Annotated in this window: 18 protein-coding genes; 12 read left to right on the forward strand and 6 right to left on the reverse strand. The window is 40.0% G+C overall.

The window, feature by feature from the left end; all coding sequences use genetic code 11:
* Positions 1–20: 20 nt before the first annotated feature.
* Positions 21–1247, reverse strand: a complete 1227-nt coding sequence (gene hemA / locus ACHFIZ_RS00225) for a glutamyl-tRNA reductase (RefSeq protein WP_410881729.1) — start codon at positions 1245–1247, stop codon at positions 21–23.
* A 188-nt stretch (positions 1248–1435) separates the two neighbouring features.
* Between hemA and ACHFIZ_RS00230 the strand changes: the two genes are divergently transcribed.
* Positions 1436–2266: an alpha/beta hydrolase family protein gene (locus ACHFIZ_RS00230; RefSeq protein ID WP_410881730.1), complete on the forward strand. Its 831-nt coding sequence runs from the start codon at positions 1436–1438 to the stop codon at positions 2264–2266.
* A gap of 406 nt (positions 2267–2672) precedes the next feature.
* A complete protein-coding gene (locus ACHFIZ_RS00235; RefSeq protein ID WP_410881731.1) occupies positions 2673–3371 on the forward strand; it encodes an SDR family oxidoreductase in 699 nt (232 codons plus the stop codon).
* A gap of 382 nt (positions 3372–3753) precedes the next feature.
* Here the strand turns inward: ACHFIZ_RS00235 and ACHFIZ_RS00240 are convergent, their stop codons facing one another.
* Complete coding sequence (locus tag ACHFIZ_RS00240; RefSeq protein WP_410881732.1) at positions 3754–4623, reverse strand: AraC family transcriptional regulator; 870 nt, start codon at positions 4621–4623, stop codon at positions 3754–3756.
* A gap of 147 nt (positions 4624–4770) precedes the next feature.
* On the opposite strand from ACHFIZ_RS00240, the gene ACHFIZ_RS00245 reads away from it, so the two are divergent.
* Genes ACHFIZ_RS00245 through ACHFIZ_RS00260 form a run of 4 tightly spaced genes read left to right on the forward strand, consistent with a single transcriptional unit; the run spans position 4771 to position 11278 of the window.
* A complete protein-coding gene (locus ACHFIZ_RS00245) occupies positions 4771–7701 on the forward strand; it encodes a PVC-type heme-binding CxxCH protein (protein ID WP_410881733.1) in 2931 nt (976 codons plus the stop codon).
* Positions 7702–7745: 44 nt separating this feature from the next.
* Positions 7746–9260 (forward strand): MFS transporter, encoded by a 1515-nt coding sequence (locus ACHFIZ_RS00250; RefSeq protein ID WP_410881734.1) that lies wholly within the window; start codon positions 7746–7748, stop codon positions 9258–9260.
* Positions 9261–9287: 27 nt separating this feature from the next.
* Positions 9288–10148, forward strand: a complete 861-nt coding sequence (locus ACHFIZ_RS00255) for a sugar phosphate isomerase/epimerase family protein (protein ID WP_410881735.1) — start codon at positions 9288–9290, stop codon at positions 10146–10148.
* Positions 10149–10165: 17 nt separating this feature from the next.
* Positions 10166–11278 (forward strand): Gfo/Idh/MocA family protein, encoded by a 1113-nt coding sequence (locus ACHFIZ_RS00260; RefSeq protein WP_410881736.1) that lies wholly within the window; start codon positions 10166–10168, stop codon positions 11276–11278.
* Between the two features lie 103 nt (positions 11279–11381).
* Here ACHFIZ_RS00260 and ACHFIZ_RS00265 read toward each other — a convergent pair whose 3' ends face one another.
* Entirely contained in the window at positions 11382–11906 is a 525-nt protein-coding gene (locus ACHFIZ_RS00265) for a TlpA family protein disulfide reductase (protein ID WP_410881737.1), read from the reverse strand.
* A gap of 43 nt (positions 11907–11949) precedes the next feature.
* Complete coding sequence (locus ACHFIZ_RS00270; RefSeq protein WP_410881738.1) at positions 11950–13371, reverse strand: SDR family oxidoreductase; 1422 nt, start codon at positions 13369–13371, stop codon at positions 11950–11952.
* Between the two features lie 83 nt (positions 13372–13454).
* On the opposite strand from ACHFIZ_RS00270, the gene ACHFIZ_RS00275 reads away from it, so the two are divergent.
* The 3 genes from ACHFIZ_RS00275 to ACHFIZ_RS00285 are packed head-to-tail and all read left to right on the forward strand — an operon-like array spanning position 13455 to position 15311.
* Positions 13455–14657: an MFS transporter gene (locus ACHFIZ_RS00275; RefSeq protein WP_410881739.1), complete on the forward strand. Its 1203-nt coding sequence runs from the start codon at positions 13455–13457 to the stop codon at positions 14655–14657.
* 37 nt (positions 14658–14694) lie between these two features.
* Positions 14695–14970 (forward strand): hypothetical protein, encoded by a 276-nt coding sequence (locus ACHFIZ_RS00280; protein ID WP_410881740.1) that lies wholly within the window; start codon positions 14695–14697, stop codon positions 14968–14970.
* 17 nt (positions 14971–14987) lie between these two features.
* Positions 14988–15311 (forward strand): hypothetical protein, encoded by a 324-nt coding sequence (locus ACHFIZ_RS00285; RefSeq protein WP_410881741.1) that lies wholly within the window; start codon positions 14988–14990, stop codon positions 15309–15311.
* Between the two features lie 51 nt (positions 15312–15362).
* Here ACHFIZ_RS00285 and gyrB read toward each other — a convergent pair whose 3' ends face one another.
* Positions 15363–17321 (reverse strand): DNA topoisomerase (ATP-hydrolyzing) subunit B, encoded by a 1959-nt coding sequence (gene gyrB / locus ACHFIZ_RS00290; RefSeq protein ID WP_410881742.1) that lies wholly within the window; start codon positions 17319–17321, stop codon positions 15363–15365.
* A 253-nt stretch (positions 17322–17574) separates the two neighbouring features.
* Between gyrB and ACHFIZ_RS00295 the strand changes: the two genes are divergently transcribed.
* A complete protein-coding gene (locus ACHFIZ_RS00295; protein WP_410881743.1) occupies positions 17575–18165 on the forward strand; it encodes an OmpH family outer membrane protein in 591 nt (196 codons plus the stop codon).
* Between the two features lie 83 nt (positions 18166–18248).
* On the forward strand, positions 18249–18464 hold the full coding sequence (locus ACHFIZ_RS00300; RefSeq protein WP_410881744.1) for a hypothetical protein: 216 nt from the start codon (positions 18249–18251) through the stop codon (positions 18462–18464).
* Between the two features lie 23 nt (positions 18465–18487).
* Here ACHFIZ_RS00300 and ACHFIZ_RS00305 read toward each other — a convergent pair whose 3' ends face one another.
* Complete coding sequence (locus ACHFIZ_RS00305; RefSeq protein WP_410881745.1) at positions 18488–18886, reverse strand: RNA-binding S4 domain-containing protein; 399 nt, start codon at positions 18884–18886, stop codon at positions 18488–18490.
* A gap of 78 nt (positions 18887–18964) precedes the next feature.
* Here ACHFIZ_RS00305 and ACHFIZ_RS00310 point away from each other — a divergent pair, with 78 nt between their 5' ends.
* Positions 18965–19783, forward strand: a complete 819-nt coding sequence (locus ACHFIZ_RS00310) for a 2,3,4,5-tetrahydropyridine-2,6-dicarboxylate N-succinyltransferase (RefSeq protein WP_410881746.1) — start codon at positions 18965–18967, stop codon at positions 19781–19783.
* Position 19784: the final 1 nt, after the last annotated feature.

A 19784-nucleotide genomic window follows, 5' to 3' on the forward strand; every position in this document is an offset into this window, starting at 1 on the left:
ATGCTAATTTTTCCGCAAATTTAGCTATTCTTTACCAATATCTCTTTGGCCATGACCATTGGAACGCTGATACATTTCTTTTCCATGTAATTCATTACACGTTCAAGGATTAGTCTGGAACTTTCGTCCATCCCATTGATTTCATCGGCAAAGATAGCATTGATAGCAGTGTGCTTAATTTCCTTGATCTTCTGAGGAACGCCACTCATGGCAATCTCGATCTTGCGCTGACGTAAAACCAGTTCGAAGTCTTTGATATTTTCCTCTATGATGTGCTCCGCATTTACCAGTTCATCGTAACGTTCCTGAATATTTTTACGGGCAATTTCTTTTAATGACTCTACCTCAATGTAGTGTACGGAGAAGTTGTCGAGAATTTCAGGAGCGGTGTCATTTGGAATAGCCAAATCTACAATTACCTTTTTACCGGTATCTCCATTTAATAATTTTTTATAGATCTCTTCTGTAATTATCGGTTCAGTAGCTCCGGTACAGGTGATGATCACATCAAATCCTCCTGAAAAGTTTTCAAGTTCTGTTAGCGGATATGCCGTGCCGTTAAGCTCCTTTGCAAGGTGCTCTGCATTTTCTACAGTGCGGTTGAAAATAGAAAAGTTAGAATATTTATGCTTTTTAAGATATTGCGCGATGTTTCTATTGGTTTCTCCTGCCCCAATGATGAGCAATCTTGAGTTGGCGCACATCTTCAAATCACGAAGCTTGCGATAGGCCAATGAAACTATAGAAACTGGGTTTTTGGAGATATTGGTATTGGTGTAAACCTCCTTAGCAGTTTTAACCACCCTATTCATGATCATTCTCATGTAATCTCCGGTGAAGCCGGCAACGCGACAAGCTTCATACGCCCGACGCAACTGTGCTAAAATCTCCTTCTCACCTACAACAAGACTTTCTAAGGAGCAAGAAGTACGAAGCAAGTGATTAAATGCTTCCACCTGCTCATAAACAGACACGTTTGCAATGAACTGATCCATGTACTCTTCAGGTAGACCCATGTTGAGTACAGTAAGAAAACGATGAATAAATTCTCTATTGATTTCGCTGGCACAAGTGAAAACAAATTCAACGCGGTTACAAGTTCCTACATAGAATATTTCTTTAACACCCAGTTCTGACTGAATATTTCTCAACCTGTCGTCAAGTGTCTGCTCACAGATAACCAGTTTCCCTAAAGACTTTAGGTCAATTTGTTTATGGGTGAAAGCAATGATCTTTAAATATTCCAATTGTTACTACGTATTTATTTTTAGTGTAACAAAAGTAATAACACGACGTTGCACCACTGTCATTAGGCTGTAATTAAGAACTATTTAGAAAGATTTTAAATAAAGGAGATGCTGTGTTTTTAATCAAATAGTTAGCTAAACAAGCCTTAACCAAATTTGTTATATTGCTAATCCAAGAAGAAAAACACATGATACGCAAAGAAGAATTTGAAATATCTGGTGCGGAAGGAAAGGTGATGTTTGGCGACTACACCTTCAACGATGAAGCTTCCAACCTACGCACAATAATATTTATTCACGGCTTTAAGGGGTTTAAAGACTGGGGAGCACACAACCTGATGGCTAATTTTTTTGCTAAGAACAACTATCGGTATCTCAAGTTTAACCTATCTCACAGCGGGGTAACAGCCGATAAGCCAAACGATGTCACCGACCTAGAAAGCTTTGCCGCTAATACCATAAGCAAAGAATTATTTGACATCGATCAGGTGACAGACTATACCAGTAAACAATTCCCTGGTACTGAAATTTCGTTAGTCGGACATAGTAGAGGCGGTGGATTAGCCATTTTGGAGGCTGCAAAAGATAAGCGCGTAAAAAAATTGGTTACCTGGTCGTCCATCGCCGATTTCTCCAGTCTTTGGAAAAAGGAGCAGGAGGAAGACTGGCTGAGTACTGGCAGAATATATGTGGAAAATGCCAGGACAAAGGAGAAGATGCCTTTAGATAAAAGTCTTCTGGAAGATTTTAATGAACACGAGGAAGCCTATAACATTTTAAAAGCAGCTAAAAAGATTGACGTTCCATGGCTAATTTTACATGGTGATAATGATGTCAACGTAGACTTTAGCGTGGCTCAGGAGCTTGCGCAAAAACAGTTAAAGGCACAAATTCAAAGGGTAGAGGGTGCCAACCATGTTTACGGGGCTTCACATCCGTACACCGCTGAAACATTGCCAAATCATTTAGAACGGGTAGCAGACAAGACCCTCGCTTTTCTTAATGCAAATAATAATTGAGTAACCGGCATTGGATAGGTTATCTATCATGAAAACGATTTTTACTTTATTAGCAACTTTTCTTATCCTGACGTTTAGCAGTTTGATCAACAAGCAGAATATCACTCCTTTAGATGGAAGTTGGAAGCTCCGAGATTTTAACTTGATGAAAATTTCTATACGGAGACAATAGTCGATGCTGTCAATAAGCCAATGATTGGAAAAACGTATAAGATAAAATATCAAATAAAAGATAGCCTATTGATTATGAGTGACACTTATGATACTCCAGGTGGGAAGGTTAGCTATTCTGAAACTTGGGTTAAAGTTGATCCAAAAATCGTGGCGTTAGTAGCTGAATCTTCATCATCTAATTATTGAGATAATTCCAATGCTGATCTAAGTTCTCTTTTATTGATATTTGGATATGGATTTAAATACAGCAAAGGTTATACTTACAGGCGGGACATCAGGTATTGGATACGAAACTGCAAAACTATTGCGCGCAAAAGGCGCGCAGGTTGTAATTTGCGGACGAGATGCTATCACTGTAGATAAGGTTGCAAAAGAACTGGATGTTTTCGGCATCAGAGCAGACGTTGCTAACGAATCTGATCTCGAAAACTTATTTGAATTTGCTTTGGAAAAGATGGGTGGATTAAATGTGTTGATCAACAATGCGGGCCTTGGATTTATGGGTTCATTAGTAGAAACCTCAACTGAAGATTTTACAAGGATCTGGGAGGTTAATACCAAAAGCGCTTTCATCTGTGGTAAACTGGCCGCGAAACATTTCATCGAACAAAATAGGGGCAACATTATTAATATATCCTCTATGGGTGCTGTAAAAGGGTTTGCTAATGGTTCTGCTTATGTGTCAAGCAAATCGGCAATGACGGGACTTACTATGTGCTGGCAGGCTGAATTACGCAAATATAATGTGAAGGTCATTCAGGTAAACCCAAGTGAAGTAATCACGCCTTTTGCGGATAAGCTAGGCTATATATCTGCAGATATAAAAAATAAACTTAAGGGATTCGAAATCGCAGAAGTCATAGTTTCTACGTTAGGAATGAGTGATATCGGTTTTATTCCGGAGATAAATATATGGGCTACCAACCCTTAAACACGCAGCCTGGAATATTCCTTTCTATCCCTTAAAAGCCGCCAATGTATTATCAAGGGTTTTATATCTCTTCATCCAGAGCGAACACAGTAGGAATATTTGAAATATCACAATGCAGATAACGATGCCCCTGAGTAGGAATTTCTCACTATTTGAAGTCGATGTTATGGCTAAGAAAAGTCAAAAGGGCGGACGCAAAAACTATCCTTATGAAAAGAGATTGAACGTAAGATCTACAGATATTCCAACGGTGGCCTTTTTTTTCTAAAGGAAGCAATAAATGATGCCTTGATGAATAGCTATCATGTTTAAAAATTCCTGCTCTGCCATTGAATTGATCATTGATATATTTACACAATAAGTAGCAGGTATTACCGATTTATTACATCTTCAAGTATTCATTCTTGTAATCGGAGGGTTTCTTAAACATGACCTCTTTAAATTGCTTATTAAAGTTGGACAGGGTATTGAACCCGCAATCATAAGATATTGTAGAAATAGGCAGATCAGTCTCCATAAGAAGTTTACAAGCGTGCTTGACTCTGAGCTCGGTAATGAATCTTGAAAATGTTTTATTGTTTCTGATACTGAAATACCGGCTAAAGGACGTTGGCGTCATGTAAAGCATAGCTGAAAGCTCAGGTAATGAAATCTTCTTGCGGAAATTTTTTAAAGCGTATTCATAAACTTTATTCATCCTATCGGTCTCATTTTCGTTGAATGGTCCCGTGTACTTGGTGTTGGAAATATAGTTATATTCTTTTGTCTGTGAAACTACCAGAAGAATTTTTAGCAGCTGGATCAAGCTCTCGAGACCATTCATTAAAAGAAGATCCTGCATCATAGAAATGATTACCTGTTTGCGCTCCCCATAAAATTCCAAACCTCTGGATGAACGTTTAAAAAACTTTTTGAGGAGCACCAGTTCTTCCTTTTCCATCATGTGATCGCCCAAAAAGTTCTCCTGCAGATAGATAACTATTCCTTTAATTGACTGATTACTGTTCTTTTTGAAATAGAGGTCATCGCTCCGCCAAAGGTGGGGAATATCGGCTCCGGTAAACACCAGTTCACCCGCATGGAACGACTTGATACTGTCGCCAATGAACCGGGTACCAGTTCCTTCCAGCACCACAAACAGTTGATATTCTGAATGAGCATGCCAAGTAGGATCGAAATGCCTTTCCTCCAATTCTTTAACCACAAACATCTGAGTTTCTGGAATAGCAGACTTATGAATGGCTACCTTCATAAACTATATAATTGCATGCATTTAAGTAAAAATACCATTTATTATGACATAATACAGTTAGTATTGGATAAAAAAGTGAAAGGTTATCTCTTCTTAATTGTAGAGATTAGATATCCTGTTTAAATGAATAACCAAATAATACACTCCATGAAAAAATACCTGGCGCTTGCTGCCATTATACTTGTTTCTATACTGAGTTTCAAAGGAACTTTTGTTTCAGATAACAAATCAAACAGATTAGAAATTCTACTTCTTGGACATGATAGTAAACATCATTTTTCAGAGAAATTCGCGGAAATTGTTTCTCAGGCTTTATTTAAAGATGGAATTAATATTTCTTACACCACGGATCCTAATGATTTGAATGAAGCAAATTTAGCCAAATACGACGGATTGATGATCTATGCAAATTATGATACAATCAATCCTGCTCAGGAAAAAGCATTGTTAAATTACGTGAAAAGTGGTAAAGGATTTATTCCAGTTCATTGCGCCTCATTCTGTTTCCAGAATTCACCTGGATATATAAATATGGTCGGTGGTCAGTTCAAGGAACATAAAACAGATACTTTTTCCGCAACAATAGTTGACGCAAAACATCCGGTTATGAAAGGAGTAAATGCCTTCAGCACCTGGGATGAAACTTATGTTCATCAAAAAATAGCTAAAGATATCCACGTACTCACTGAACGGGTTGAAGGAACGCATCATGAACCCTACACTTGGGTTAAGAATTATGGAAAAGGGAAGGTTTTCTATACTGCGTACGGACACGATGAGCGTAGCTGGACGAATCCGGACTTCTTGAAAATGCTAAAAAATGGCATAATTTGGTCGGTAAATGATGCTGCCAAAAAAGACTGGAATAAGCTTGCGAAACCGACACCGGACTATTCAGATGCAAAACTTCCTAACTATGAAAAAAGACCTGGAGGATTTCAGTTACAAGCACCATTAACCGCCGAAGAATCTCAATTGCTTACTCAGATTCCTGTGGATTTTAAATTGGAGCTATTTGCATCAGAACCTGATATTACCAAACCTATTGCCATGGCATGGGACGAAAGGGGGCGCCTATGGATCGTCGAGACCGTCGACTATCCGAACACGGTACGAGATGTTAAAGGTGAAGGTCAGGATCGCATCAAGATTTGTGAAGATACGAATGGCGACGGAAAAGCAGATAAGTTTACTGTCTTTGCAGACAAGTTCAATATTCCAACCAGCATTACTTTCGCAAATGGTGGGGTAATTATAGCCCAGGCTCCTGATTTTATCTTTTTAAAGGATACTGACGGCGACGATAAGGCAGATGTTAGAGAGAAATTGATCACCGGATGGGGCACATTTGATACGCACGCCGGTCCATCTAGCTTAAAATACGGTCTAGACAATAAAATTTGGGGTACAGTGGGTTATTCCGGCTTTAACGGTAAAGTTGGAGATCAGCAATTTAAGTTTAGTCAGGGTATTTACAGCTTTTCACCAGCAGGTAAAAACATGGAATTTTTGGGCGGAACCAGCAACAATACCTGGGGAATTGGATTCTCTGAAAATAATGACGTTTTCATATCTACTGCAAACAATACACATAGTGCCTTTTTAGGAATACCCTTCTCCTACTTGTCGAAAATTGGAAAACCGGCTGATCAGTCTGTTGAAAAGATAGATGGGCACTATGCGATGCATGTAGTTACTAAGAATCTACGCCAGGTTGACGTTCACAACGGCTTTACAGCCGCTGCTGGCCATAATTTGTACACAGCGAGAAACTTTCCAAAAAAATATTGGAACCGCATTGGCTTTGTCAATGAACCAACAGGACGCGTAGTTCATGAGGCTATTTTGGAAGCTAAAGGATCAGGTTTCAGAGAAAAAGACGGCTGGAACTTTATCGCCAGTGCAGATGAGTGGTTCGGACCCGTGCAAACAGAAGTTGGCCCGGACGGGGCAGTTTGGGTTTTAGACTGGTATAATTTCATCATACAGCACAATCCCACTCCAGAGGGCTTTGAAAATGGAAAGGGTAACGCTTACATCAATCCTTTGAGAGATAGAACGCATGGAAGGATATATAAAATAGTTTATAAAAATGCTGTCGCTTCAAAGATCAAATCGCTGAATAAAAAAGATCCAAAGTCATTGATTTCAGGTTTGGAAAGTGACAATATGTTCTGGCGAACTACTGCTCAACGTTTGATAGTGGAAGGCGGCGACAAACAGATCGCAACTTCCCTGTATAAACTTATTCGTGACAAAAAGGTTGATGAGCTTGGCATAAATGCTCCCGCTATACATGCCCTATGGACATTAAAGGGCCTGGGTTTATTTGAAGGTGCAAATACAGAAGCGTTTCTTGTTGCTGTTGACGCATTAAGCCATCCATCAGCAGGGGTCAGGAAGGCCGCCTTACAGGTCTTACCAAATAATTCTGCTTCATTAGCAGCAATATTGAAAGCTGGTTTATTGAATGATTCAAATTTAAATACCAGACTTGCTGCGGTGCTTAAGATTTCGGAATTACCTGTTTCTACAGCTTTGGTTTCAGATTTACAAGCGGCAGAAAAACTGTCTGAAAATAGTTCAGACAAATGGTTAGGTACTGCATTTACTATCGCGCTTAAAAGACACATGCCTGTATCCGCTGTAGAAATAATTACGGAGAAAACAACAGGCTCATTGCCTGCGGTTGCTAAAGTGGACAAGGTGATCACAATTAGTCCGATTGTAAACGCAATGAAGTATGACCTGAAAACATTTACTGTAAAAGCTGGAACTACGGTTGAGGTAGTATTTAAAAATATCGATTTTATGCAACACAACTTATTGATTCTTCAAAAAGGAAGCATGGATAAAGTTGGTGCGGCGGCCGATAAACTGGCTCAGGATCCTAAAGGAGCGGCAGCACAATATGTTCCAAATATGCCGGAAGTTTTGTTCCATACGGGATTAGTGAATCCTGAAGGGTCCGAGACATTAAGATTTAAAGTTCCTGCTTCAACAGGAAACTATCCTTACATCTGCTCATTCCCAGGTCACTGGAGAATAATGAATGGTATGATGAAAGTAATACCTTAACTATTTAGAAATATTAACCAACTATAAACCTAATTTAATTCAGTATGTCAGAATCAAAAGTTGACATGAAACTCTTTTACGCGTGTTTCATCTCTCTGGTAACAACAGCATTTGGCTTTATCCTAAGGGCACTTATCTTGCCACAATGGGGAGTTGATTTTAACCTTACTCAAACGCAACTTGGTGAAATTGCAGGGGTTGGCTTATGGCCATTCGCGATAAGCATTGTACTATTCAGTCTAGTGATCGATAAAATTGGTTACAAAACCGCAATGATATTTGCAATCGTATGTCACATCGCTTCTGCGGCCCTCACGATTTTTGCAACCGGCTACTGGATGCTCTACATAGGTTCTTTTATTGTTGCAATTGGTAACGGAACAGTAGAAGCTGTTGCGAATCCTGTGGTAGCGACAATGTTCCCTAAGCAAAAGATCAAATGGTTAAGTATTCTACATGCCGGTTGGGCAGGTGGATTGGTTTTAGGTGGAATAATGGCATTAACACTTGGCGTAAATACCCCATGGGAATATAAAATCGCACTGATTCTGATACCTACATTGATCTATGGATTTATGACAATTTCTCTAAAATTCCCTCTAAACGAACGTGTTCAGGCAGGTGTTTCTTACAAAGAAATGCTCCAGGAAGTTGGAGCCGGAGGCGCACTAATCATTGTAGCACTAATTATTTTCCAACTTGGAACTGTGTTTGGATGGTCTACCACTATCAGCGTAATTATAACCTTACTCATTACCGCGGGATTTGGCTATTATACAAGAAGTTTTGGCCGACCTCTATTTATCATCTTGCTACTAGTGATGATTCCTCTTGCAACCACAGAGTTGGGGACCGACAGCTGGATCACTGATTTGATGGCACCAGAGATGACTAAAATTGGCTTACAGGCTGGCTGGGTCTTAGTTTACACTTCTGCCATCATGTTTGTGCTTAGGTTTTTTGCTGGTCCATTGAGTCATAAGATTTCTTCGCTAGGCTTGCTAGCCCTATGTTCTGGGGTAGCAGTAATTGGTTTGTACATGCTATCTGCATCGACTGGAATCATGATTTTGGTGGCTGCAACAATTTATGGTTTAGCTAAATCATTCTTCTGGCCAACAATGCTAGGCCTTGTATCAGAACAATTTCCAAAAGGTGGTGCGTTGACACTTAATATAACTGGAGGTTTAGGTATGATCGCTGCAGGTGTAATCGGCGCAGGTATTTTGGGCTTTATTCAGGATAAATCTGTCGATCAAAAAATTGCAGGTTACGACCAATCAAATAATACAGCTATCCACAGCACCTATGTAACAGAACAAAAGACAAGTTTATTTGGTGAATATAAGGCATTGGATCAAGCAAAACTCGCGACCGCCACACCGGCTGATCGAGAGACTGTCACCACGATTCGCGACACCGCTAAAAAGGAAGCCTTGAGTTACATCGTTATTTTTCCGCTGATTATGCTGGTTAGCTATATACTCCTCATTTTCTATTTCAAGTCTCAAGGGGGCTACAAGGTCGTAGAGTTACAAAATAATCAACCATTAGTTTAAATTTCGGAGATACTAAATAATTTAGATATGTCGTTACAATTGAAATTCGGGGTCAGCACCTGGTTGTGGACCTCCCCTTTTCAAACCTCTTCTATAGATGAGCTCTTTTCGAAGGTTGCCGGCATGGGCTATGAATATATTGAGATCGCAGTAGAGGATCCTGCATTGATAGACGGCAATGCTGTAAAAGCTGCTCTTAAGCAATATAATCTAAAGGCAGTTGTTTGTGGCGCTTTCGGTCCAACAAGGGATCTCACTAGCGAAGACCCTGCTGTTCATCAAAACTGCTTTCAATATATAGAGGCTTGTCTGGATTTCTGTCAGATCTGGGATACAAAGTTCTTCGCAGGGCCAATTTATTCGGCTGTTGGCAAAGCTAGGATGGTATCACCAGAACAGAGGGAAAAGGAATGGCAGCTAGCCGTTCAAAACCTAAGAATAGTTTGTGAGATGGCTGCAAATCGCGGCCTGGAGATAGCCTTGGAACCTTTGAACCGTTTCGAATCTGATTTGATAAATACCGCGAAGGATGTGTTGCGATTGGTCAGGGACATCAATCATCCAGCGGCAAAGATTATACTTGATGGTTTTCATATGAACATTGAGGAGCCAGACATAATAGCAGCAATAAAACTAGCCGGTAATCTGTTAATACACTTTCAGGTGTCAGAAAACTATCGGGGTACACCAGGTACCGGACAAACAAACTGGGCTGCTTACAAAGAAGGGCTCGAAGCTATCAACTACAACGGTGTGGTATCAATTGAAAGTTTTACCCCAAAGAATCAGGAGCTTGCTGCAGCAGTGTGTATCTGGCATCCACTTGCAGAAAGTCAGGATGCTTTTGCAAGCGAAGGAATTGCATTTTTGAAGAAAACATTTAGCTAAGTGAAAATTATAATATTATGGAGAAACAGAAAATAAATATTGCAATAGTAGGATTAGGGTTTGGGGCAGAATTCATTCCAATTTATCAGCGTCACCCTAACGCAAATATGTACGCGATTTGTCAACGCGATCCTGAAAAAATGAACTCCATAGGTGATGCCTTCGGAATCGAAAAAAGGTATAGTGATTATGATGAATTACTTAAGGATCCTGATGTTGATGCTGTACACATTAATACGCCAATACAAAACCACGCAGAACAATCTATAAAAGCACTAAGAGCAGGAAAACATGTTGCTTGCACTGTTCCTATGGCAACTACAGTTGAAGAATGCCGTCAAATAGTGGAAGCAGTTCACGAAACCGGACTCACTTATATGATGATGGAGACGGTGATATATAGTCGTGAATTCCTCTTTGTAAAAGAACTTTACGAGAACGGAGAATTGGGGAAAATTCAGTTTCTACGTGCTTCTCATCAGCAGGAAATGGCTGGTTGGCCTGGATACTGGGAAGGATTGCCTCCCATGCATTACGCAACCCATTGCGTTGGGCCAGTTCTTGCAATCGCAAAAGCGGATGCAGAGTATGTTTCTTGCTTTGGATCAGGCCGCATTGATGAACCGTTAATCGAGAAATACGGATCGCCCTTTGCCGTTGAAAGTTGCCACATCAAATTCAAAGATTCAGATCTTGCAGCAGAAGTGACACGCTCACTATTTAATACTGCGAGACAGTATCGAGAGAGTTTTGACGTCTACGGTTCCAAAAAAACTTTTGAATGGACACTGGTTGAGCACGAGGACTCAGTTATACATAATGGTGAGGTACCTGAAAAGGTAAAAATTCCGGACTATGCGCATCTATTGCCGGAAGAAATACAATCCTTCACAACTGGTGGTGTTTACGACGCTGATAGCAATCAACATCTTTCTTTCATCCAGGGATCTGGGCATGGAGGATCACACCCACATCTTGTAAATGAGTTCCTAAATGCTTTGGTCAATAAACGAGCTCCGTTTCCCGATGCCAAACAGTCGGCAAATATCACTTGTGTAGGAATTCTTGCCCATGAATCTGCTATGGATGGGGGGAAAAAAATAGCATTACCAGCCTTCACTTTTAGTTAGAATGAAAAGGATTTAAGGTCTTGAAAACCTTTGGGGTAGATCAGTGGTTGGTTACAGAGTTGAAAACGTTGGCTGCCAAAATAAATTTGACTCTTAGAGATAGTTAAAGCATACCATTTATTGTTCTCAATACTGCATCTTCACCAGGTCTTTTGGCATCTTCACTCACGGCATCTCCGTTTTGATCAAAAAGAATATACCTGGGTATTGTTTTTACCTTGTACCTTTCTGATAATGCAGCCGAGTATTGTTGATCAAAAAAATAGTTTTCACCTGCCATCTGCTTACTGCAAATCAGTTTTTTCCAGCGATTTTCACTAGGTGAGTTAATGCATAAATAAACAAAGACCACGTCTTTACCCTGTAATTTATTACGAAGCTTTTTAGAATTCGACATCTCAGCAAGGCAAGGTCCACACCATGTCGCCCAAATATCTACGTAAACTATAGCGCCCTTATGTTTCTGCAAAATACTTCGCATTGGATCTTCCGGATTCAAATCAACCGTTGAGTTTAGAACAGCTGTTTTTGGCAGTTTGCTATTTTTCAATAAAATCATTCCGGCATCCATACGCTGCCCATATGAATTTGCAGAAAAGAATAGAATAAGGAAACACCACATTTTCATGAAACAGAGAATAAATTGATTAGTGGTCGAAAGATACTGATTATTAGGAAACTATTTTCTTCATCATTCCCTTGAAAATAAACGAGTGAAAAGGTAGTACAGCATACCAATAGAGCCTTCCTGAAATTCCGACAGGACGAAATGTAGCCGTTTGATGAAATATATTTTGATCGTCAATTTTAAACTCCAGCCATGCTTCTCCAGGCAATTTCATCTCTGCATATAGCAACAGACGTTTTTCTTGTTTGTCAGCAAGTATAACTCTCCAGAAATCAATTACTCTTCCTGGGAAGAGCTGATTTATATTTGTTCTGCCCCGCTGTAAACCAACACCGCCAAATAGTTTATCTAGAAAACCACGAACCCCCCACAACCAATCGGCGTAGTACCAGCCCTTTTCACCACCAATAGACCAGATATTTTCCAAAGCAGTTTCCACATTATTCACTTTGGCAGTTCTTCGGTCTTTAAAGCAACCTTCTTCGGGGACTTCAACAAGGTTAGAAAGCCCCTTTTCATAGAATTGATAATTCACGGCGTCACGCCAGCTAGAAATCACCTGGTTTTGCTCAATCTTACCAAAAGCTAGTTTAAGCGCTTCTTCGTAAGGCATAGGTTCGATTTCCAGCTTTGTATTAAGGTCATTTGGCTCTGCGACAACATCTACCTTCATACTTTCAACCAAATTACAGGCAAGAGAATAAGAGGTTGACGTCACAAAATATAGCCAATAAGAGGATATTTTTGGAGTCATTACAGGAACAATTATAATCTTTCTCTTTAATCCCCGGGCCTTCGCAAATCGCATCAACATTTCTTTATAACTAAGTACTTCTGGTCCGGCAATATCATAGCTTTTGTTAAAGGAGAAGTCTTTTAGCAATACGCCATTTAAAAATGCAAGCACATCTCTGATCGCAATAGGTTGGCATTTTGTATGTAACCATTTAGGCGCAATCATTATTGGTAGCTTTTCCACCAGATCTCGAATGATCTCAAAGCTCGCGCTTCCAGATCCTACGATAATGCCGGCCTTTAGCGTAGTCAATGCATACACATCAGATTTTAAGGTCTGGTCTACAGCTTGTCTTGAGCTCAAGTGTTTAGACAACTCTTGACTATTAACAATTCCGCTTAAGAAAATTACCTGTTTCACTCTGGTGTCCTCCATCCGGGTTTTAAAGTTTTCTGCGGTCTTTTTCTCCAGCTTAGCAAAATCCTTCAGACCTCCAGACATGGAGTGAAGCAGATAATATGCGACATCAATATCCTCCGGGATAGCTTTGAGGGTCTCTTCTTTCAGAAAATCAATCTCAATGACCTCCAAATTATAACCTTTGTACTTTTCTGTATCAAAGCGGATTTTTTCCCGAACACAGCAAATCACATGGTGCCCATTCTCCAGTAATACTGGCAATAACCTTTGTGCAATGTATCCGGTAGCGCCGGTGAGTAGTATCTTCATTTGTAACTTTATAATCATAACAGATAAACACCCATTTTGATTTATGGGCATTGCACTAACTTTACCTACTCAATATATACATTTTGATTTTTACAAAACACCTTAAACCCAAAAATCAGCGCGTGTCTACCCTGCTCGCCTTTGCATTAATTCCATTGTCTGGTTTTGCAACAGATGTTTACATTCCATCATTACCGAGTATGGCTGCAGATTTACGGCTGAGCGACATTCAGGTGCAACTAACTTTAAGCCTATTCCTTATCAGTTATGGAGTTGCGCAACTTTTCGTAGGCAGTTTACTAGATGCCTTTGGTCGGTACAGAATTAACATCGTTAGCTTAATCGTGTTTGCGCTGGCAAGCGTTATAGTGGCAAATACGGGCAATATCTACATGATCTATGCCATGCGGATCATTCATGGAATAACTGTAGGAGCAATAGTTGTTTCCAAACGCGCCTATTTCGTTGATGTCTACAGCGGCGCTCAATTGAAAAATTACTTGAGCATGTTCTCAATAATATGGGCTACAGCACCTATTGTAGCACCCTTTGCTGGAGGGTATCTTCAAACCTATTTTGGCTGGCAGGCAAACTTTTACTTCCTAACAGGGTTCGCCCTGCTGATTTTGGTACTTGAGCTCGTTTTCAGCGGAGAAACGATCAAGCAGAAAATGGCTTTCAACCTAAAGACAATTTCTGCAATTTATACAGGAATGATTAAAACAAGCAGTTTCACCTTAGGTATCGTAATGCTTGGACTCTCCTATAGTATGGTGATGATTTATAACATGACTGGTCCCTTCATTATTGAGCAACAACTTGGCTTAACTCCCATCGTAGCAGGTTACAGCTCACTAATTCTTGGCGGCGCAGTTATGCTTGGTGGGATATTTGGGAAAGCGACCATCAATCAACCTTTCAATAAGAAACTATTTTTAAATCTTGGCTTGCAGGCGCTATTTGGCATTCTAATGTTGGGAAGTACAGGCTTCGTTTCGAATTTGTACTCGATGATCTGCTTCGCATTTGTTATTCACGCCACTTCCGGTTACACCTTCAATAGTTTTTTTACTTACTGCTTAAGTCGATTTCCAACCAATGCCGGAATTGCCGGGGGGCTTACAGGAGGGATTAACTACGTTATTGTCTCGTTTTTGAGTTACATCATTATCGCCCTCGTCCCGGCGAAAAATGAGACCAATCTCTCGTACAGCTACCTAATCTTGATCGCGTTATCGCTCCTGGTCATGTGGGTAGTCTCAAGAATACCCGTTAAAAGAAACTAAACTTACTTACAGTTGTTTTCACTTAAAATCACGAGTTATGAATACTGAGAATGAAAATATTTCCCCATCAAGCGAAAGCACCAAACAGGCTGTCGATAATGAATTGATACTATCTGCGCAATCTTACCCTACATCATCGGAAAAGCCTATCAATGAGGAAGTGAATCGTGGGTACAATTCTGCGGATGATACCGGCAATACCAATGACGATCTGGAACTTGATTTGAGTGATGATCCTGAGACGGATTTGGATGAAGGGGATCTGGAGGCATTAAATGGACAGGATATCGATGAAGACGAAACTATGTCATAAAGTTCATGACTAGCTATATGAAATACTGGCCGATTACACTGTCATTTCTACCAGCACAAGCAATGGCTTTGTATCCTTTCATGCTTTTCAAAACTAAGAACATCCAAGCGGACGAACGCATCATCAGACATGAACAAATTCATTTCAGACAACAACTTGAAATGTTGATCATCTTCTTCTATATAGTTTACCTTCTAAATTACCTAAGCAACCTTGCCCGATTTAAAAATCATAATAAGGCATATTATCACATTTCCTTTGAAAGAGAGGCCTACAAGAACGATAATGACCGCTTATACCTGAAAAAACGAAAATCATTTGCTTGGATAAAAATGATATAAATAAAGGCAACCCGATGGATTACCTTTATTATTTTCAGGCCCAATTAGTGATTAGGCATCAATCTTCGCGTACTTAGCGTTTCTCTCTATGAAATCTCTGCGTGGAGCGACATCATCACCCATCAACATTGAGAATGTATGGTCACATTCAGCAGCATTTTCGATGGTAGCTTGCATCAATGTTCTGGTAGCAGGATTCAACGTGGTGTCCCATAGCTGCTCAGCATTCATCTCTCCCAAACCTTTGTACCTTTGAATGTGAACGCTTTCTTCTTTACCCGCACCTTTTAAACGTTGAACTGCTGCATCACGTTGAGCGTCATTCCAGCAATATTCAAACTCTTTACCCTTTTTAACCTGATAAAGGGGTGGTGCCGCGATGTAAACGTAACCAGCCTCAATTAAAGCCTTCATGTATCTAAAGAAGAAGGTTAAGATCAAAGTAGTAATGTGTGATCCGTCAATATCCGCATCCGTCATGATTACAACCTTATGGTAACGGAGCTTCTGAATATTTAATGCTTTATCATCTTCTGGAGTTCCAATACTTACACCCAACGCTGTAAACATGTTCTTAATCTCATCGTTCTCATAGATCTTATGTTCCATCGCCTTTTCAACGTTTAGAATCTTTCCTTTCAAAGGCAGGATTGCCTGGAAGTTACGGTCACGTCCTTGCTTTGCTGTACCACCAGCCGAATCTCCCTCGACAAGGTACAACTCACATTTCTCTGGATCACTGTCTGAACAATCGGCAAGTTTACCTGGTAGGCCAGAACCGCCCATTACACTTTTACGTTGCACCATTTCGCGAGCCTTCCGAGCAGCAGCACGAGCAGTTGCAGCAAGAATTACTTTATTAACGATAGACCTCGCTTCTCTTGGATATTCCTCCAGATAAATACCTAGAGCCTCACCAACAGCTATATCAACCGCACCCATCACTTCTGTATTTCCTAACTTGGTTTTAGTCTGGCCTTCAAACTGTGGCTCTTGAACTTTCACGGAAATGACTGCCGTTAATCCTTCTCTAAAATCATCACCGGTAATCTCAAACTTTACATTTTTAAGTAAGCCTGATTTATCCGCATAAGCCTTTAATGTTCTGGTTAAACCTCTTCTAAATCCGGCGATATGAGTACCACCTTCATGTGTGTTGATGTTGTTCACATAAGAGTGAACATTCTCAGCATAGCTGTCGTTGTACTGCAACGCAAGTTCTACTGGTATCCCATTTTTTATTCCTTCCAAATAGATAGGCTCAGAGATCAATGAAGGTCTATTACCATCAAGAAACTGCACAAACTCCCTTAAACCTCCCTGTGAATGGAATTCTTCAACTAAAAATTCACCCTGATCGTTGACCTCACGCTCATCTGTAAGGGTAAGTTTAATACCCTTGTTTAAAAATGAAAGTTCACGTAATCTTGAAGCAAGCGTATCAAAACGATACTCAACAGTTTGAGTAAAGATCGTGTCATCCGGAGTAAAAGTCACGATGGTACCTCTCTTATCGGTTGTACCTATCTCTTTAACTTCGTAAAGTGGCTTACCAATATTATATTCCTGAACCCATATCTTACCTTCACGGTGAACCTCCGCCTTAAGGTGGGTTGACAATGCGTTAACACAACTCACACCCACTCCATGCAACCCCCCAGAAACCTTGTACGTGTCCTTATCGAACTTACCACCCGCGTGAAGTACCGTCATTACGATCTCCAATGCAGACTTTTGCTCTTTCGTATTAATTCCTGTTGGAATACCACGACCGTTATCTTCAACCCTTATGGAATTATCTTTAAGAATGTTAACATCTATTGTATCTGCGTGACCGGCAAGAGCCTCATCGATTGAGTTATCAACCACCTCATAAACCAGGTGGTGTAATCCCTTAACGCCAGTGTCGCCTATATACATAGAAGGGCGCTTACGCACCGCTTCTAAACCTTCTAATACCTGTATATTATCTGCCGAATAATTTGACTTTGAATCCTGTTCTTCGCTCATAAATTTTATTGAAACAATTAACTTCAAAAATAACCATTTATGGTTAATTTACCCATAAATGTTAATAACTATTTGGACTCAAAAGCAGTGAAAAAACAGTTAAAAACAGAGTTGTTTAGGATACTAAATTTGAAATTTTATATTTGCTGGAGTTTATCTAAATTTGAAAACTAACCAACAACAAAAAAACTTTAGAAAAATAAATAAAAAACCATAGCGGAAGCCTTAAAGGGCTCGTAATTTTAAACAACAAATGAAAATAACAACCAAATTAAGCAGTATCGCTACTGCTGCAGCCATCATATCTGTTATGTCTGCTTGTCAAAACAAAAATGCTGCTTCTTCAACTGCCGGAAAAACCGACAAGACAGCAGCAGTATCTGAAAGTGAAAAAATTGTTTATGTAAACTCTGATTCCCTACTTACAAAATATCAGTACTTCAAAGATGTTCAGGTAAAACTTCAGGGAAAAGCAAAAACTGCACAGCAAGATATGGCTTCAAAAGCACAGGCATATCAACGTGAGGTAGCTCAATATCAGTCTCAGGCAAATACGCTTCCTGCGGATCAGAGAGCGGCTACCGAAGAGAGATTAGGTCGCAAGCAACAAGAATTGCAAGCGTATCAGCAAAATGCTGGAGCTGCACTTCAAACTGAGCAGGCTGCTGAAAATGAAAAGCTTTACGATAAAATTGCTGACTATTTGAAAACTTACGCCAAGAAAAAAGGCTTTAAAATGGTTTTGAGTTATTCAAAAGCAAATCCTACAATTCTTTTTGCTGATGAAAGTCTAAACGTTACTAGTGAAGTGATCATCGGTCTTAACGAAACCTACAAAAAATAGTAGCTAATCTTAATCTATAACGAAAGCCTGGCACGTTCCGGGCTTTCGTCGTTTATATCCTTTTAGAGAAAAAACAGAATCTTTTGAAACAAGAAGAAAACATTAAAATAGAACTGGAATTCTGGAAACGGGAGATGCTTAAAAAGCCTTCAATGACCAATAGCTACATCCCGGATAAGATTCACAACGTAGTCACCTTTTTAAGTAGCCAGGGCGGATCAAAGGTTTTTGTCCACTTGCAGAATTGGGATGAGAAACAGGAGCTATTGCCCAACAACTATTTGTCGGGGCTGCTGTAGGGGCGGTCAACAATTATCAAGGATTAGTCCTCCTGGCTCATTCCTTCAATCAAATCGTCCGTTTCACGACGATCTTTCTTGGTAGGCCTTCCCGTACCTCTATCGCGTTTAAGAGTCGGTGCATGAAACACAGATTTGTACGCATGGGTCTCTTCCACAGGCGTAATATCATTGTACTTTGTTACCGCAATCTTAGACTCTGCTCTGTTGTAAAGCAATTCAACAACCTCAATCACCTTCTTTTCAATGCCTTTTGATACCTGATAAACATCCCCAGGTTTGACAATTGCCGAAGGTTTTAGGTTCTGTCCATTGAACTTCACCCTTCCTGCTTTGCAGGCTTCTGTGGCAAGGCTTCTAGTTTTGAATAACCTAATCGCCCATAAGTATTTATCGATGCGTAGTTTTTCTTGCTCAGTCATAAAAAATCAAAAATACACAACAAAAACAACGCTCAATACATAAAATTCGTTTATTTTGTCAGAAATTAAAAGATTAAGATGATATCAGAATTAAAAAAGTTAGTAGAAGCCGCTTGGGAAGACAGAACTTTATTAGAATATAATGAATATTGCGAAGCAATTGAAACCGTAATCATGCGGCTAGATAAAGGTGAATTGCGTGTTGCAGAGCCCGTGCTAAACTCATGGGGTATAAATGAATGGATTAAAAAGGCGGTAATACTTTATTTCCCTATCAGACAAATGAAAATTACCGAAGTAGGCCCGTTTGTTTATCACGACAAAATGAAGCTCAAAACTAACTATAAAGAACTTGGTGTGCGTGTTGTGCCTGGAGCAAGTGCTCGTTACGGTGCATACCTCGCGAAAGGAGTGATTTTGATGCCGTCCTACGTGAATATTGGTGCTTACGTAGATGAAGGCACAATGGTTGATACCTGGGCAACTGTTGGATCATGTGCACAAATTGGCAAACATGTTCATTTGAGTGGTGGTGTTGGTATCGGCGGTGTTTTAGAGCCCATTCAGGCTGCCCCTGTTATCATTGAAGACAATTGCTTCTTAGGATCCAGAGCAATCGTTGTTGAAGGGGTTAAGGTGGAAACAGAAGCGGTGCTAGGCGCTAACGTTGTACTTACCGCATCTACAAAAATCATTGACGTAACTGGATCCACTCCGAAAGAATACAAAGGTATAGTTCCTGCGCGTTCTGTTGTGATTCCAGGAAGCTACACTAAATCGTTCCCAGCTGGAAATTACCAGGTTCCATGCGCACTAATCATCGGTCAACGGAAGGAATCAACAGATAAAAAGACATCTTTGAACGACGCGTTGAGAGAAAATAATGTAGCGGTATAAT

Source organism: Pedobacter sp. JCM 36344 (assembly GCF_046546555.1).
Classification (GTDB): domain Bacteria; phylum Bacteroidota; class Bacteroidia; order Sphingobacteriales; family Sphingobacteriaceae; genus Pedobacter.